Origin of the sequence: Comamonas sp., from assembly GCF_036666375.1 — a bacterium.
Taxonomy (GTDB): domain Bacteria; phylum Pseudomonadota; class Gammaproteobacteria; order Burkholderiales; family Burkholderiaceae_C; genus Comamonas.
On sequence record NZ_JAVWWA010000129.1, the window covers coordinates 1 to 13,422 of the forward strand.

The 13,422-nt window shown below is 66.5% G+C and carries 12 protein-coding genes; 5 read left to right on the top strand and 7 right to left on the bottom strand.

The window, feature by feature from the left end:
• Positions 1 to 90 precede the first annotated feature (90 nt).
• Entirely contained in the window at positions 91 to 1,470 is a 1,380-nt protein-coding gene (locus tag RR928_RS21945; RefSeq protein WP_332539721.1) for an MFS transporter, read from the bottom strand.
• 103 nt (positions 1,471 to 1,573) lie between these two features.
• On the opposite strand from RR928_RS21945, the gene RR928_RS21950 reads away from it, so the two are divergent.
• Positions 1,574 to 2,473, top strand: coding sequence for a LysR family transcriptional regulator (locus tag RR928_RS21950; RefSeq protein WP_332684262.1), 900 nt, complete (start codon positions 1,574 to 1,576; stop codon positions 2,471 to 2,473).
• Positions 2,474 to 2,525: 52 nt separating this feature from the next.
• Here RR928_RS21950 and RR928_RS21955 read toward each other — a convergent pair whose 3' ends face one another.
• The 3 genes from RR928_RS21955 to RR928_RS21965 all read right to left on the bottom strand — a co-directional run bounded on the left by RR928_RS21955 (position 2,526) and on the right by RR928_RS21965 (position 5,685).
• Complete coding sequence (locus RR928_RS21955) at positions 2,526 to 4,016, bottom strand: tripartite tricarboxylate transporter permease (RefSeq protein WP_332539723.1); 1,491 nt, start codon at positions 4,014 to 4,016, stop codon at positions 2,526 to 2,528.
• The gene (locus RR928_RS21960; protein WP_332539724.1) at positions 4,016 to 4,579 is read right to left on the bottom strand and encodes a tripartite tricarboxylate transporter TctB family protein; all 564 of its coding nucleotides are present in this window, start codon (positions 4,577 to 4,579) and stop codon (positions 4,016 to 4,018) included. The genes RR928_RS21955 and RR928_RS21960 overlap by 1 nt, the downstream gene beginning before the upstream one ends.
• A 146-nt stretch (positions 4,580 to 4,725) precedes the next feature.
• Positions 4,726 to 5,685, bottom strand: a complete 960-nt coding sequence (locus RR928_RS21965; protein WP_332539726.1) for a Bug family tripartite tricarboxylate transporter substrate binding protein — start codon at positions 5,683 to 5,685, stop codon at positions 4,726 to 4,728.
• A gap of 157 nt (positions 5,686 to 5,842) precedes the next feature.
• Between RR928_RS21965 and RR928_RS21970 the strand changes: the two genes are divergently transcribed.
• From RR928_RS21970 to RR928_RS21980, 3 genes are read left to right on the top strand one after another with little or no spacing between them, the layout of a single operon-like run.
• On the top strand, positions 5,843 to 6,523 hold the full coding sequence (locus RR928_RS21970) for a response regulator transcription factor (RefSeq protein WP_332539727.1): 681 nt from the start codon (positions 5,843 to 5,845) through the stop codon (positions 6,521 to 6,523).
• Between the two features lie 5 nt (positions 6,524 to 6,528).
• Positions 6,529 to 8,025: a sensor histidine kinase gene (locus RR928_RS21975; RefSeq protein WP_332539728.1), complete on the top strand. Its 1,497-nt coding sequence runs from the start codon at positions 6,529 to 6,531 to the stop codon at positions 8,023 to 8,025.
• An 18-nt stretch (positions 8,026 to 8,043) separates the two neighbouring features.
• Positions 8,044 to 8,466: an RNA-binding S4 domain-containing protein gene (locus tag RR928_RS21980; protein ID WP_332539730.1), complete on the top strand. Its 423-nt coding sequence runs from the start codon at positions 8,044 to 8,046 to the stop codon at positions 8,464 to 8,466.
• An 11-nt stretch (positions 8,467 to 8,477) separates the two neighbouring features.
• On the opposite strand, the gene RR928_RS21985 is transcribed toward RR928_RS21980, so the two are convergent.
• Complete coding sequence (locus RR928_RS21985) at positions 8,478 to 9,839, bottom strand: uracil-xanthine permease family protein (RefSeq protein WP_332539732.1); 1,362 nt, start codon at positions 9,837 to 9,839, stop codon at positions 8,478 to 8,480.
• A gap of 34 nt (positions 9,840 to 9,873) precedes the next feature.
• Positions 9,874 to 11,259 (bottom strand): guanine deaminase, encoded by a 1,386-nt coding sequence (guaD, locus tag RR928_RS21990; RefSeq protein ID WP_332684266.1) that lies wholly within the window; start codon positions 11,257 to 11,259, stop codon positions 9,874 to 9,876.
• 382 nt (positions 11,260 to 11,641) lie between these two features.
• Here guaD and RR928_RS21995 point away from each other — a divergent pair, with 382 nt between their 5' ends.
• Complete coding sequence (locus tag RR928_RS21995) at positions 11,642 to 12,421, top strand: DNA/RNA non-specific endonuclease (protein WP_332539734.1); 780 nt, start codon at positions 11,642 to 11,644, stop codon at positions 12,419 to 12,421.
• A gap of 121 nt (positions 12,422 to 12,542) precedes the next feature.
• Here the strand turns inward: RR928_RS21995 and RR928_RS22000 are convergent, their stop codons facing one another.
• A complete protein-coding gene (locus RR928_RS22000; RefSeq protein ID WP_332539735.1) occupies positions 12,543 to 13,289 on the bottom strand; it encodes a 16S rRNA pseudouridine(516) synthase in 747 nt (248 codons plus the stop codon).
• Between the last annotated feature and the right edge of the window lie 133 nt (positions 13,290 to 13,422).

Below are 13,422 nucleotides of genomic sequence, written 5' to 3' on the forward strand. Positions count from 1 at the left end.
ACCGTGAACTGGCGACAAGTTTCGAATGCAGGTGAGCGGTGAGTTCGAGTGCCGGGAAGCACGCCACCAATGGGCCCGGTCCGAAAGCGCCTAGGCGCTGCGCTCCCGCAGCGCCTTGCGCCCCAACCAGACCACGGCCAACGTACCGATACACACCGCCGCCAGCAGCCACATGACCCATTGGTAGCCCGCAACGAATCCCCGGCCCTGCGCTGCAAAACGGTACAGCACCGTGCCTATCGCCAGCCCCAGCGCACCTCCCAGATTGTGCAGTGTGGTCGCCATGCCCAATGCGGTGCCCGCCATCGCTGGCGGCAAGGCCGTGAGCGCCGACGTCATCGAAGGCCCGAGCACGCAGCCCCAGCCCAGGCCCATGAATGCAAATGCGGCCAGCACCCAGGACCAGGGCGTGCTGGCGTCAAACGCGGACTGCATCAGGGCCGAGACCAGCAATGCCGCAAAGCCCGCGCCCATCACAGGCCCGGTGCCGAAACGGTCGCAGCCGCGGCCGGCCAGCGGCGAGACCAGCGCCATCACTGCCGTCGTGGGCAGCAGCAGCCAGCCCGTGGTTGCACTGTCCTGGCCGCGCAGTTCGCCCAGATACAGCGGCATCAGAAAGAAGGCCACGCAATAGAAGAACGCCAGCGCCGCGGTGGCACACGCCGCGACGGCAAAGCGCGGCTGAATGATCAGCGGCCAGCGCAGCAGCGGCGTAGGCGCGCGCCGTTCGACCACCACCAAGGCCGTGCCCGCCAGCGCGGCGACGGCCAGCAGGCCCAGCGTCGAGCGCGCAGCCCAGCCCCAGTCGCTGCCGTGTATCAAGGCTGCGAGCGCGCAGGGCAGCACCATGAGCAGCAGCACCGCCCCCGGCCAGTCAAAGCGCTCGCGCGATGTGGATGCGGCAGCCACAGAAAGCCGGCCCATGCACAGCGCAAAGCCGGCCGCAATCAGCGGAACATTGACCAGAAAGACCGCGCGCCAGCCCCAGGCCTCCACCAGCAGGCCGCCGGCCACGGGCCCCAGCGCCAGCCCCAGGCCGTTGATGCTGAACAACAGGCCCAGCGCCTTGCCGCGCTGCTGTTCGGGAAACATCGCCGCCACCAACGCCGCCGACGCGGTGTAAAGCCCTGCGCATGCCATGCCCTGGATCGCGCGCCACGCGATCAGCCAGCCCAGGCTGGACGCCAGGCCCGCGCCCAGCGAGGCCAGCGCAAACAGCGCCATGCTGGCAAACATCACTTCGCGCCGTCCGTAGCGGTCGGCCAGTTGCCCCACGGCAATGGTGCAGCTCGACAGCGCGACGACAAAAGCCGTGACTATCCACTGCACCTGGGCAATGTCGGCCTGCAAGGCCGACTGGATCGCGGGCACCGCGGTGTTGACGATGGTGAAGTCTATGCAGCCCAGAAAGCTGGCGATGGCGATGCCGGCCATGGCCAGCCAACGCTGGCGGTGTGACGAGATGTGCATGAATCAGAAGCTCCGGCGAAAGCAGACCATGCTAATAAGTAACCCCTGGATCGAATCCATAGAATCGACCACAACACAAGAGCATCCAACTATCGAATCTCGCATGCAATCCTTTGATCGGTTTCAAGGCATCCAGGCGTTCGTGCGCGCCGTCGAGTGCGGCAGCTTCAGCCTCGCTTCGCGCCAGCTGGGCCTATCGGCCTCGAGCGTGGGCAAGGCGGTCGCGCGGCTGGAGCAGCGCCTGGGCGTGCGTCTGTTCGAGCGCACGACACGGCGCATGGCGCTGACCGACGAAGGCCAGGCATTCCACGAAAGCTGCCTGCGCGCGCTTGCGGAGCTGGACCAGGCTGAATCGGCCCTCGCCGAACGGCGCGTTCAGCCCACAGGTCGGGTGCGCATCGCGCTGCCCACGCTCTACGGGCGTATCTGCGTGCTGCCGGTGCTCAGCGGATTGCTGGCGCGCCATCCCGCGCTCGATCTCGATCTGCTGCTGTCGAGCCACGCCGTCGATCTGGTCGAGGAGCATGTCGACATCGCGCTGCGCATTGGCCGGCTCGAAGACAGCGCCTCGCATGTAGCGCGCCGGCTCGGCGAGCAGGCGCTGTGGCTGTGCGCCGCGCCCGCCTACCTGGCCAGGCGCGGCGAGCCCTGCACGCTCGATGCGCTGGCCGATCACGACGGCATTGCGCGGCTGCGCGGCGATGCCGCCGAAGCCTGGCAGTTCAGTGATGCGGCCGGAACGCAGCGGCCCCGGCACCGCGTACGGCTGCGCGTGAGCGACCTGGCTGCGGTCAAGGACGCTGCGCTCGCCGCCCTGGGGCTGGCGCAATTGCCGGGCTGGTTTGTGGCAGACGAAGTGCGTGCGGGGAAGCTGCAGGTGGTGCTGCGCGACGCCCAGCCCGAACCCCTGCCCATCCATGTGCTGTGGACCAAAACCACGCGCATGACCGCGCGCCAGCGCGTCACCATCGACGCGCTGATCGAGGGCCTGCAGCGCGCATAAAAAAAGCCCGCGAGAGACTCGCGGGCTGAAAGGCAAACACAGGAAGAAACAATCAGGTTCTGGCGCGGCGCTGCAGCAGGCGCGGCACGATCAGCACCGCCAGCACGATGATGATCAGCGTCAGCGACATCGGACGTTGCAGGAAGATCAGCCAGCTGCCTTCGCCTATCGACACCGCGTTGCGCATCTGCGCCTCGGCCAGGGGGCCCAGAATCATGCCGACCACCACGGGCGCCGTGGGGAAGTCGAAGCGCCGCATCAACACACCCAACAGGCCGATGCCATAGAGCAGAAACAGATCGAACGCGCTTTGGCGCATGCCGTAGGCACCGACGGTGGCGAAGATCAGAATGCCCGCATACAGCTGCGGCTTGGGGATCTTCAGCAGCTTGACCCACAGGCCCACCATGGGCAGGTTGAGCACCAGCAGCATCAGATTGCCGATGTACAGCGAAGCGATCAGCGCCCAGACCAGCGTTGCGGATGTCGTGAACAGCTGCGGGCCGGGGTTGATGCCGTAGTTCTGGAACGCGCCCAGCAGCACGGCCGTGGTGTTGCTGGTGGGAATGCCCAGCGTCAGCAGCGGAATCAGCGCGGCCGTCACGGTCGCGTTGTTTGCCGCTTCGGGGCCGGCCACGCCTTCGATCGCGCCCTGGCGGCCGAACTCGTCCTTGTTTGTGCCCTTGGCCAGCTTCTTTTCAGCCGCATAGCTCAGGAACGTCGGAATCTCGGTGCCGCCCGCGGGAATGCAACCGAAAGGCGTGCCGATCACGGTGCCGCGCAGCCAGGCCGGCACCGAACGCTTCCAGTCCAGGCGCGTCATGTGCACCCGGCCCATGTGGTTCTGCGTGTCCTTGGTGCGACCTTCGTACAGCGCCGCATAGAGCACTTCGGCCACGGCGAACAGGCCCACGGCCACCAGCACGATGTCGATGCCGTCCAGCAGTTCCATCTTGCCGCCGGTGTAGCGTGCCGCACCCGAAATCTGGTCCATGCCTATGCAGCCGGCAGCCAGACCGATGAACAGCGCAGTCATGCCGCGCACCCGGCTTTGACCCAGCACCGCGCTCACCGTGGTGAACGCCAGCACCATCAGCATGAAGTATTCCGGTGGGCCCAGGCGCACCGCGAATTCCGCAACCGTAGGCGCGAACAAGGTGACCACCACCGTGGCAATCGTTCCCGCGACAAACGAGCCAATCGCCGCCGTGGCCAGCGCCGCGCCCGCGCGCCCGCTCTTGGCCATCTTGTTGCCTTCCATGGCCGTGACCATGCTCGCCGTCTCCCCGGGCGTATTCAGCAAGATGGAGGTGGTCGAGCCACCATACATGGCGCCGTAGTAGATACCGGCGAAGAAGATCATCGAGGCCGTGACTTCGACCTTGGCGGTGATGGGCAGCAGCATGGCGACGGCCACAGCGGGGCCAATGCCGGGCAGCACGCCCACGGCCGTACCCAGCGCACAGCCCACGAGGGCCCACAGCAGATTGCCTGGCGTAATGGCAGTTGCAAAGCCCGCCATCAAGGCATCAAGAATTTCCATTACAGCCACCCCGTCCCGGTCAGACCCGGCAAATTGATCGCCAAAAACTGCGTGAAGACCCAGAACACCGGCGCCGAGATGCACAGGCCCGTGAACACATCAATGGCCCAGGTGCGCGGTTCACGCGCGCCCGCCTGGCCCGCAGCGCGGCGCAGTCCCTGCACCGCCAGCACGTAGCACAGCGTGCAGCTCAAAATGAAGCCCAGCGTGGTGATCAGCGCAGCGTTGAGCAGCAGGCCGGCCGAAACCCAGACCGCCGCGCTCCAGTCGGCCTTGGCGCTGCCCGTGGGCTCGCCCATAGCGCGGTAGCCGCCGGTGCGCGCCTCCCAGACCAGCCAGGCGCCGCACAGCGCCAGCACCAGCGCGCAGACCCAGGGCAGGAAGTTGGGGCCCACGCCGCCATAGCCGGCGTCGCCGGGAATGCCCAGTGCGCCCACGGCCAGGCCGGCCGCGACCAGCAGCACGCCCGCACCGACCACGGTCTGCAGTTGCACACCGGGAATCGCGCTGGCGCTGGAGGAAAGAGAAATATCGGAAGAATCGTGGGGGCTGGGATCGGTCATCTGCGTACCTGCACCAAACACGCGCCGCGCGCAAATCCCCCTGGTCTGGGACCACGGACTTCACACAGCGGAACGATGGAAAAAACCGGCGCGTTGCGCCGGCACTGGCCTGGCCCGGGCATGTCCCGGCCACCAGGCTGGCGGCCTTACACCATGCCGGACTTGACCATGGTCGCGCGCAGGCTCGCGAACTCGTTGTCGACGAAATTGGCGAACGCATCGCCGGCCAGCCAGGCCGATGTCCAGTCGTTCTTCTTCATCGCTTCGGCCCACGACTTGCTCTTGACCGCCTTGTCGAGCGAGGCGATCAGCGCATCGCGCTGCTCGCGGCTGATGCCGGGAGCGCCATAGACGCCGCGCCAGTTGCCGATTTCCACGTCGATGCCCTGCTCCTTGAGCGTGGGCACATTGGAGCCCGCGAGGCGCTGGGCCGATGTCACCGCGATGGGCTTCATCTTGCCGGTGGCGATGTATTCGGCAAACTCGCTGTAGCCGCTGCCGCCCACGGTGACGTTGCCGCCCAGAATGGCAGAAATGGCTTCACCGCCGCCACGGAACGCGACGTAGTTGATCTTGGCCGGGTCCACGCCCACGGCGCGCGCAATCATCGCCGCGGCGATGTGCTCGGTCGAGCCACGCGAACCGCCGCCCCACTTGATGCTGCCCGGGTCCTTCTTGAGCTGGGCCACGACATCGGCCATGCTCTTGTAGGGCGAGTTGGTGGGCAGCACGAAGACGTTGTATTCGCTGGTCAGGCGCGCCAGCGGCGTCGCCTGGGTCAGGTTCACCGGCGGCTTGCCGGTGATGATGCCGCCCAGCATCACGGCGCCCATCACCATCATGGCGTTCGGGTCGCCCTTGCTGCCATTGACGAACTGCGCCAGGCCGATGGCACCGGCGGCGCCGCCCTTGTTGTCATACGTCACCGAAGAGGCCACGCCCGCATCCTGCAAGGCCTTGCCCAGCGCCCGGCCCGTGCTGTCCCAGCCGCCGCCCGGGTTGGCCGGCAGCATCATCTTGATGGCCTGCGAAGCCTGGGCGCTCAGGGGCAGCGCACCGCCAACGGCCAGGGCGGCCAGGGAGTGAAGGAAGGTGTCTCGGCGCATGGTTGTCTCCTTAGGTTTTATCGAAGTCTTGCCGCGCAATCATGCGACAGGCACCTGTCAAAAGGCTGTACGCAGTCCTAGGTGTAATCCCCTAAACCCGCGTTGACCAAGGCCCCGCAACGGCGGCTGCGCCCGCCAGGTGATAATCTGCGCCCCCATGCGCCTGTTGCTTGTTGAAGATGATCCCGCGATGCGTGAAACGCTGCAGCGCACGCTTGCGCGCCGCGGCATGCAGGTGCGCACCGCGGCCGACGGCCCGGCCGCGCTGAGCGAATGGCTCGCCAGCCCGCCCGACGCCGTGGTTCTCGACCTGAGCCTGCCCGGCCTCGACGGTCTGCAGGTGCTCGATGCCGCGCGCCAGAAAGGCTTGCGCACGCCCGTGCTGATCCTTACCGCGCGCGACACCGTCGGCGACCGCGTGCTGGGCCTGAACGCCGGCGCCGACGACTATCTGACCAAACCGTTTGATCTCGATGAACTCGAAGCGCGTCTGCGCGCGCTGCTACGCCGCAGTACCGGCCTGACCAGCCCGCCGGCCCAGGAGGAATCGGTGCTGGGCGCGCTGCGCTACGAGAAGCAAAGCGGCGCGCTCTACGCCTGGGGAGAGCCGCTCGATCTGACGCCGCGCGAACGCGCGCTGATCCAGGCGCTGATCGCCCGGCCCGGCCATGCGGTGGCCAAGGAGCGGCTGTTCGCGCTGGTGTTTCCCGGCGAGACCGAAGTGCAATACGAAGCTGTCGAAGTCGTCGTCTACCGGCTGCGCAAGAAGCTCGCCGGCACGGGCGTGACGCTGATGACGCTGCGCGGCCTGGGCTATCTGCTCAAGGCCGAAGACTGAGCGCCATGGCCAGCGCGCGCGCGCCGCTTCGCCCCGCATGGTCGCTGCGCCGGCAACTGCTGGTCGGCATCCTGGTTCCGGTGCTGCTGCTGATTGCCTTCAACACCTGGAGCCTGCACCGGCAGACACTGACTGCGCTCAACACCGCCTACGACCGCACGCTGCTGGCCTCGGCCAAGAGCATCAGCGAACAGCTGGGCGTGTTCGGCTACGACGACGAAGCCGAGCTGCGCGCGCTCGTGCCCTACTCCGCACTGGAGATCTTCGAGGCCGACAACCAGAGCCGCATGTTCTACCGCGTCTCGACCATAGACGGCGAAATGGTCTCGGGCTTTGCCGAGCTGCCCATGTGGCGTGGCCAGATTCCGCAGCGCCCGCCCTATGCGGCGCTGGTCGATTTCTACGATGCGCAGTTCCGCGGCGCGCCGGTGCGCATGGCCGTGCTGCTGCAGCCCGTGGCCAGTGCCGAAGGCCGGGGCATGGCCGTGATCCAGGTCGCCGAGACGCTGGAGCTGCGCCAGGCCCAGGCCTGGCCCATCCTGTGGCGCACGCTGGCCAGCCAGGCGCTGCTCGTGGCCGTGGTCGCTCTCATTGTCGTGCTGGTCGTGCAGCGCGCCACCCAGCCGGTGCGCGCACTCAGCGCGGCGCTGCAGGCACGCACGCAGGGCGACCTGAGCCCCTTGCAGGCGCCCACGGCCGCCCGCGAACTGCAGCCGCTGGTGCAGGCCACCAATCAGGTGATGCAGCGCCTGCGCCTGCTGCTCGCCCACCAGAAGCGCTTTGTGCGCGATGCCTCCCATCAATTGCGCACGCCGCTGGCCGTGCTCAAGACCCAGGTGCAGTCGGCGCAGCGCGGCGATGTGCCAGCGGCCCAGGCCTTTGCCGAAATCGGCGCCACGGTGGAGCGCGCGACCCAGCTTGCCAACCAGATGCTGTCGCTGGCCAAGGTCGAGCAGTTGCGCCAGCAGGATGCGCCCGCACCGCCCTGCGCCTGGGACGACATCGTGCGCGAGATCGCGCTCGATCTGTCGCCACTGATCGCGGAGAAGAACCTCGACTTCGAGCTGCAGGCGCCCCAGCCCGTGAACATCGGCGCCCATGCCTGGATGCTGCGCGAACTCACGCGCAACCTGCTGCACAACGCCGTGCATTACTCGCCGGCTTCGGGCTGGCTGCGCGTGCAGCTCACGCTGCGGCCCGCGGCCGACGGCCACGGCGGCGAAGCCCGGCTGTGCATCAGCGACAGCGGCCCGGGCATCAGCGATGAACTGGCCCAGCGCCTGTTCCAGCCGTTTTCCGCGGGCGACGTGCAGGCCGGCTCGGGCCTGGGCCTGGCCATCTGCCATGAAATCGTGCAGGCGCTGGGCGGGCACTTGCAGCTGCGCAACCGCAGCGCCGCGCAAGACGGCATTCCCGCCGGGCTGGACGCCGTGGTCACGCTGCGTTGCCGCGACACCATGTCCCACGATGCGCGCATGGGGACTAGCGCACTGCGTACCTGAACAGGCACAATTTCACCCATGAGCGAACTGCAAACCATGCGTCTGGACAAGTGGCTTTGGTGCGCGCGTTTCTACAAGACGCGCAGCCTGGCCGTGGAGGAGATCGGCAAGGGCCGGGTCACGGTCAACGGCCAGAACGCCAAGGCTTCGCGCGACCTGCGCCCGGGCGATACCCTGGTGTTGCGCCAGGGGCCTGTGGTGCGCACCGTGGTCGTGCGCGGGCTGATGCCAGGGCGCGGCCCGGCACCCGTGGCCCAGGGCCTCTACGAGGAAACCCCCGAAAGCCTGGCCGAACGCGAGCGCCTGGCCGAGCAGCGCAGGCTTGCGCCCGAGCCGGCCGACACGCTCACCGACGGCCGCCCCACCAAACGCGACCGCCGCGACATAGACCGCGCGCGCGGCGGCGAATGGAACAACCGCTGGAGTGCATCCATCGATTGAGCGGCCTGTCCTCAGGCCTGCTCGCGCCCCTCGGTTTGCGCCACCTTCGGCAAGATCAGATTCATCACCATCGCCGCCATCGCGCCCACGGTCACGGCCGAGCCCAGCAGATACTGCAGCATGTCGGGCAGAGACTGCAGCCACTCCTTGGGCGCGAGCGTCGCGAAGAACGCGCAGATCAGCGGAATGCCCACCACCAGCATCGCGCGTTCATCGAGATGCACATGGCGCAGTATGCGAATGCCGGCCATCGAGATCGTGATGCAGACCACGGCAAACACGCCGCCGATCACGGGCGCGGGAATCGCCGCAATCAGGGCCGAGAACTTGCCGACAAAACCCAGCACCGCCAGCACCACGCCAATCGCCACGAACACCATGCGGCTGGCGACGCCGGTGATGGAAATCACGCCGGCGTTGGTCGAGTAGCCCGTGACCGGCGTGGCGCCTATCAACGCGGCCACGCCGCAGCCAATGCCTTCGCCTATCGCGCCGCGGTCGAGCTGCTTGTCGGTGATGGGCTGGTTGATCACCGCCGATACCGCGAACCAGGTGCCGGTCGTTTCTGCCATCACCACCATGTAGATCAGCACGAACGTCAGGATTGCGGGCAGCGAGAACTGCAGCTGGTAATCGACAAACGCCATCTTCGGCAGCATCAGCCAGGGTGCGGCAGATACCGCATCGAAAGAGAACTGGCCGACGAATGACGCCGCAATGGTGCCGCCCACCAGCGCGATCACCACCGACAGCAGCCGCACCCAGGTGCCCGCACGGTTGTTGAAACGCAGGCCTATCATCATCGCCACCACCAGCAGCGCCGCCGACAGCGCTGCCAGCGCAATGTTCAGATTGATGGTCGAATTGCCATGCACGGCGAACACATTGGCCGTGAGCGCAATCGGCAGCAGCGACAGACCGACGACCAAAATGATGGAGCCGCCGACGATGGGCGGCACCAGCCAGCGGATCAGCCGGTGAAACCACCCCAGCGCGCCCAGCGCGATCACCAGCAGCGCGCCGGGAATCAGCGCGCCATACACCGCGCCCATGCCGCTCAGGCCGGCGCCACCCGCCAGGGCCACGGCGATGATCGCTCCCAGCGGAATGTACGACGGGCCTTGCGCCACGGGCATGCGCATGCACCACGCGGTCTGGATGATGGTCGCTATGCCGGCGGCGAGAAACGTGGACTGGATCAGCGACGCCGAATCGGCCTGGGACAGCGCCAGGGCGGAAGCAATGATGAACGGCACGACATAAACATCCATGGCCATCACATGCTGCACACCGAGCAGCAAGGCCTTGAGAACGGTGACGCGGTCATCGGGCTGGGCGATCAGGCGCCCTTCATAAGCAGTAGGTTCGGTCATTGGGCGCTGCAGTCAGCAAAGGAAGTAAAGGGATTCAGAGCGCGACGCGGCGGTGGACCAAGGCGCCCTGCACCCAGGTCTGGGCCACATTGGCGCGCGTCGCGTTGTAGATGATCTTCTGCAGCACGTCGGCGGGGCTGTCGCTGCCCGGCCAGATGCAGATATTGGAGTCGGACGCATCGCAGTCGACGACGATGGCATCGAACATCTGGCCGGCCTCGATGCGGCCGACAGGCAGATCCAGCGCTGCGCCGCCCGCAGCCGTCGCCAGCCACAGCGCGAACACATGGTCTATGCGCGCGTTGTGGCGCCCGCGCTGCGCGGCCGGCAGATCCGGGTCCACGCCTTCATCGAGCGCATACGACGCCGTGATCGCATGCCGGCAGGCATCGAACATCGAGGGGCTATAGCCGCCAGAAATATCGCTGCCCAGGCCCATGCCCATGCGCTGCGCATGTCCCGCGCGCGCGGGAAACACGCTGTTGGCGAAATAGAAATTCGACAGCGGGCAATGCGCCACCGATGCACCCACATCGGCCATCAGCGCCACGTCGGCAGGCGTGAGGAAGTTTGCATGCGCGACCACGGTACGCCGTGTCAGCAAACCGAAGCGGTGCAACGCATGGGCGTCGGTCATGCCCGTGCGCGCAAGCACATGCTGGTGGGCCCAGTCGCTTTCCGAGCAATGGGTCTGCACATGCACGCCGGTGCGCTGCGCCAGCGCCCCCAGTCCTGCAAGCAACTCATCGGTGCAGCTGGGAATGAAGCGCGGCGTGATCACCGGCAGCACCAGGCCAGCGGCATTTCCGGGCAAGCGCGCCAGCGCATCGATGAACGCTTCGGTGCCGTCAATCGCCACCTGGGCACTCGCATCGCGGTAGAAGGCCGGGCACTGGCTGGGCTCGTCCATGGCCACGCGTCCCACCAGAGCGCGCTGGCCCTGGCGCAGGCACTGCTCGGCCAGCACGCGATTGCCGTTGTCATGCAGCGTACCGAAGTACATGGCCGTGGTCGTGCCGTTCGCCAGCAACTGGCGCACCAAAGGCCGGTAGACGCTTTCGGCAAACACTTCATCGCCATAACGCGCCTCGAGCGGAAAAGTGTTCTGCTGCAGCCAGTCTTCGAGCGGCACATCGAGCGCCTTGCCCATCTGCGGCCATTGCGGCGCATGCACATGCACGTCGATCAGGCCAGGCAGCAGATAACTGCCCGCCGGCAGCGCATGCAACTGGCCCGCAGCCGCATGGCGTTCGCGCTGCGCAGCCCAGCGCGGGTCGTCGCGTGCGATCACTTCCTCGATAAGGCCGTGGGCAGACACCACCACGAGCACATCGGACTGCACGCGCAGCGCATCGGCGCGCGGTGTGTCGAAGGCCGTGCATTGCATGGCCCAGGAAGAAGGTGAAACAGTGGAATTCATCGGCAGCGCACGGAGCCAACGGCAGCGCCGGCGGGCCACATGGCCGGCACCCAGGCAAGCCGGAGCTCCGCGTTCGTAAAACAGTCGGATCGCGAAACAGGCGCATGCCTTTCGCGGCGAGGCGCTCCCTGGCGCCCGAGAGGCTCGCATTCTACGGTTGCCGGCCCGGCGCCGCCACGGCGGGGTCATAAGCGTACGTATTGCAACGCGAAACTTCGGCCGAACTCGCTTTTGCGCTCACTTTTTTGATGCATCCTCGAGCTTCGCCAGCCGCTTCGATGCGGCCTGGTTTCGCGCCGTTCGGCACCCTGTCGCACGGCTTTGTTGCATCTTCTGGATAGCGGCCTTCGGCCCGATGAACGCAGTGAATTTTGGTCATTCCATGGCGCGCCTTGCCTGGCGCGTCACAGTTGCAGCAGCCCTGGCTGCAACGGCGGCAACCGTCTCCGCCAAGCCTTTCCCCACCCTCACCCCGCTACCCGCCAAGGCCTTCGCCGATTGCCCGGCGTTCTTCGTCGAAGGTCATGTGCCGGCTCCACCCGCAGCGCCCCATGTCGGCAAGCTGCGTGCGCTGTGCTATGAAGCCTTTGCCGTGCTGCACAACGGCGAAAGCAAGACCCCGGTCTATGTGGTGCAGCGCCTGAACCGCGCGGCCATCGACGACGCCGACGAAAAACGCACCAACAAGTTCTTCGCCGACGCCCGCCTGCCGCGTGCCGAGCGTGCTGAACTGGGCGACTACAAGCGCTCGGGCTACTCGCGCGGCCATATGGCCCCCGCGGGCGACATGCCCACGGCCCAGGCCATGGCGCAGAGCTTCTCGCTGGCCAACATGGTGCCCCAGTCCGCTAAGCAAAATGGCGGCCCCTGGGCACGCATAGAGAAAGACACGCGCAGCTACGCGCAGCGCGCCAAGGGCGACGTCTACGTCTTCACCGGGCCGGTCTTTGACACCAACAGCGGCACCATAGGCGACGGCCAGGTGCGCGTGCCCAGTCACCTCTACAAACTGGTCTACGACGCCACGACGCACAGGTCCTGGGCCCACTGGCAAGCCAATGACGACGCCGAACGCGTCTCCAAGCCCATCAGCTACGAGGAACTGGTGCAGCGCACGGGCATACAGTTCCTGCCCCAGCCGATACGCACCTCTTCGCGGTAAGCAAGCCTAGATCACCGTTCGCCCTGAACATGTCGAAGGGCCGGTTTCAAAGACCGGCCTATCCAGGGATGCCGCCTGCACCCGAGCTTGAGCGCCTGTCGGAGGCCCGACAAGCGCAAGCTCAGCCCTTGAGCTTTTCCATATCCTCGGCCGTGAGCCAGCGCCACTGACCCGGTGCCAGATCGGCAGGCAGGTCCAGGCTGCCCATGCGTGCGCGGTGCAGGCCTTCGACCCGGTTGCCCACGGCCGCCAGCATGCGCTTGACCTGGTGGTACTTGCCTTCGGTCAACGTCAAATCCAGCACATGGCTGTCGACCAGCACGCAGGCCGCGGCCTTGACGGGCTTGGGGTCGTCATCGAGCACCACGCCGGCCAGCAGTTGATCCACCATCTCCTGCGTCACGGGATGCTTGGCCGTCACGCGATAGACCTTGGGCACATGCTTCTTGGGTGAGCTCATGCGGTGGATGAACTGGCCGTCATCGCTGAGCAGCAGCATGCCCGTCGTATCCTGGTCCAGCCGGCCCACGGCCTGCAGGCCCTGGATTGCGCTCTTGCACGGCCGCTGGCGCAGTGGAGGAGGCAGCAATGTATAGATGCTCGGATAGGTCGAAGGCTTTTGCGAGCATTCGGTGCCCGCCGGCTTGTGCAGCACGATATAGCCCTTGGCGTGGTATTCCCAGTCCACGCCCTGGACGCGAAAACGCAGGCCTTCGGGGTCGAAGTCGGCGGTCGAGTCCGTGCACTTCTCGGGCGCGGCCGATACGTCGTCACGCGAATAGATTTCCACCCAGCCCTGCTGCACCAGGCCGGCACATACACGACGGGTTCCAAACCCTTGCGAATAAAGAATGTCTTGCAGTTGCATGGAGCAATCCACCAATCAATGAGCAATATCCCCATCGAGCGGAAACAGTGACCAGCTCAGAGGGTGTTTTGGTTTCCAGAAAAAACAAAACCCCCAGGCCTTTGGGGCGCTGGGGGTTTGCTTGCTGTAAGAG

Coding starts and splice junctions, on each gene's coding strand:
- RR928_RS21970 (WP_332539727.1), top strand. CDS start 5,843: ATGCGCCTGTTGCTTGTTGAAGATGATCCCGCGATGCGTGAAACGCTG.
- RR928_RS21985 (WP_332539732.1), bottom strand. CDS start 9,839: ATGACCGAACCTACTGCTTATGAAGGGCGCCTGATCGCCCAGCCCGAT.
- RR928_RS21955 (WP_332539723.1), bottom strand. CDS start 4,016: ATGGAAATTCTTGATGCCTTGATGGCGGGCTTTGCAACTGCCATTACG.
- RR928_RS21960 (WP_332539724.1), bottom strand. CDS start 4,579: ATGACCGATCCCAGCCCCCACGATTCTTCCGATATTTCTCTTTCCTCC.
- guaD (WP_332684266.1), bottom strand. CDS start 11,259: ATGAATTCCACTGTTTCACCTTCTTCCTGGGCCATGCAATGCACGGCC.
- RR928_RS21945 (WP_332539721.1), bottom strand. CDS start 1,470: ATGCACATCTCGTCACACCGCCAGCGTTGGCTGGCCATGGCCGGCATC.
- RR928_RS21995 (WP_332539734.1), top strand. CDS start 11,642: ATGGCGCGCCTTGCCTGGCGCGTCACAGTTGCAGCAGCCCTGGCTGCA.
- RR928_RS21965 (WP_332539726.1), bottom strand. CDS start 5,685: ATGCGCCGAGACACCTTCCTTCACTCCCTGGCCGCCCTGGCCGTTGGC.
- RR928_RS21950 (WP_332684262.1), top strand. CDS start 1,574: ATGCAATCCTTTGATCGGTTTCAAGGCATCCAGGCGTTCGTGCGCGCC.
- RR928_RS21980 (WP_332539730.1), top strand. CDS start 8,044: ATGAGCGAACTGCAAACCATGCGTCTGGACAAGTGGCTTTGGTGCGCG.
- RR928_RS22000 (WP_332539735.1), bottom strand. CDS start 13,289: ATGCAACTGCAAGACATTCTTTATTCGCAAGGGTTTGGAACCCGTCGT.
- RR928_RS21975 (WP_332539728.1), top strand. CDS start 6,529: ATGGCCAGCGCGCGCGCGCCGCTTCGCCCCGCATGGTCGCTGCGCCGG.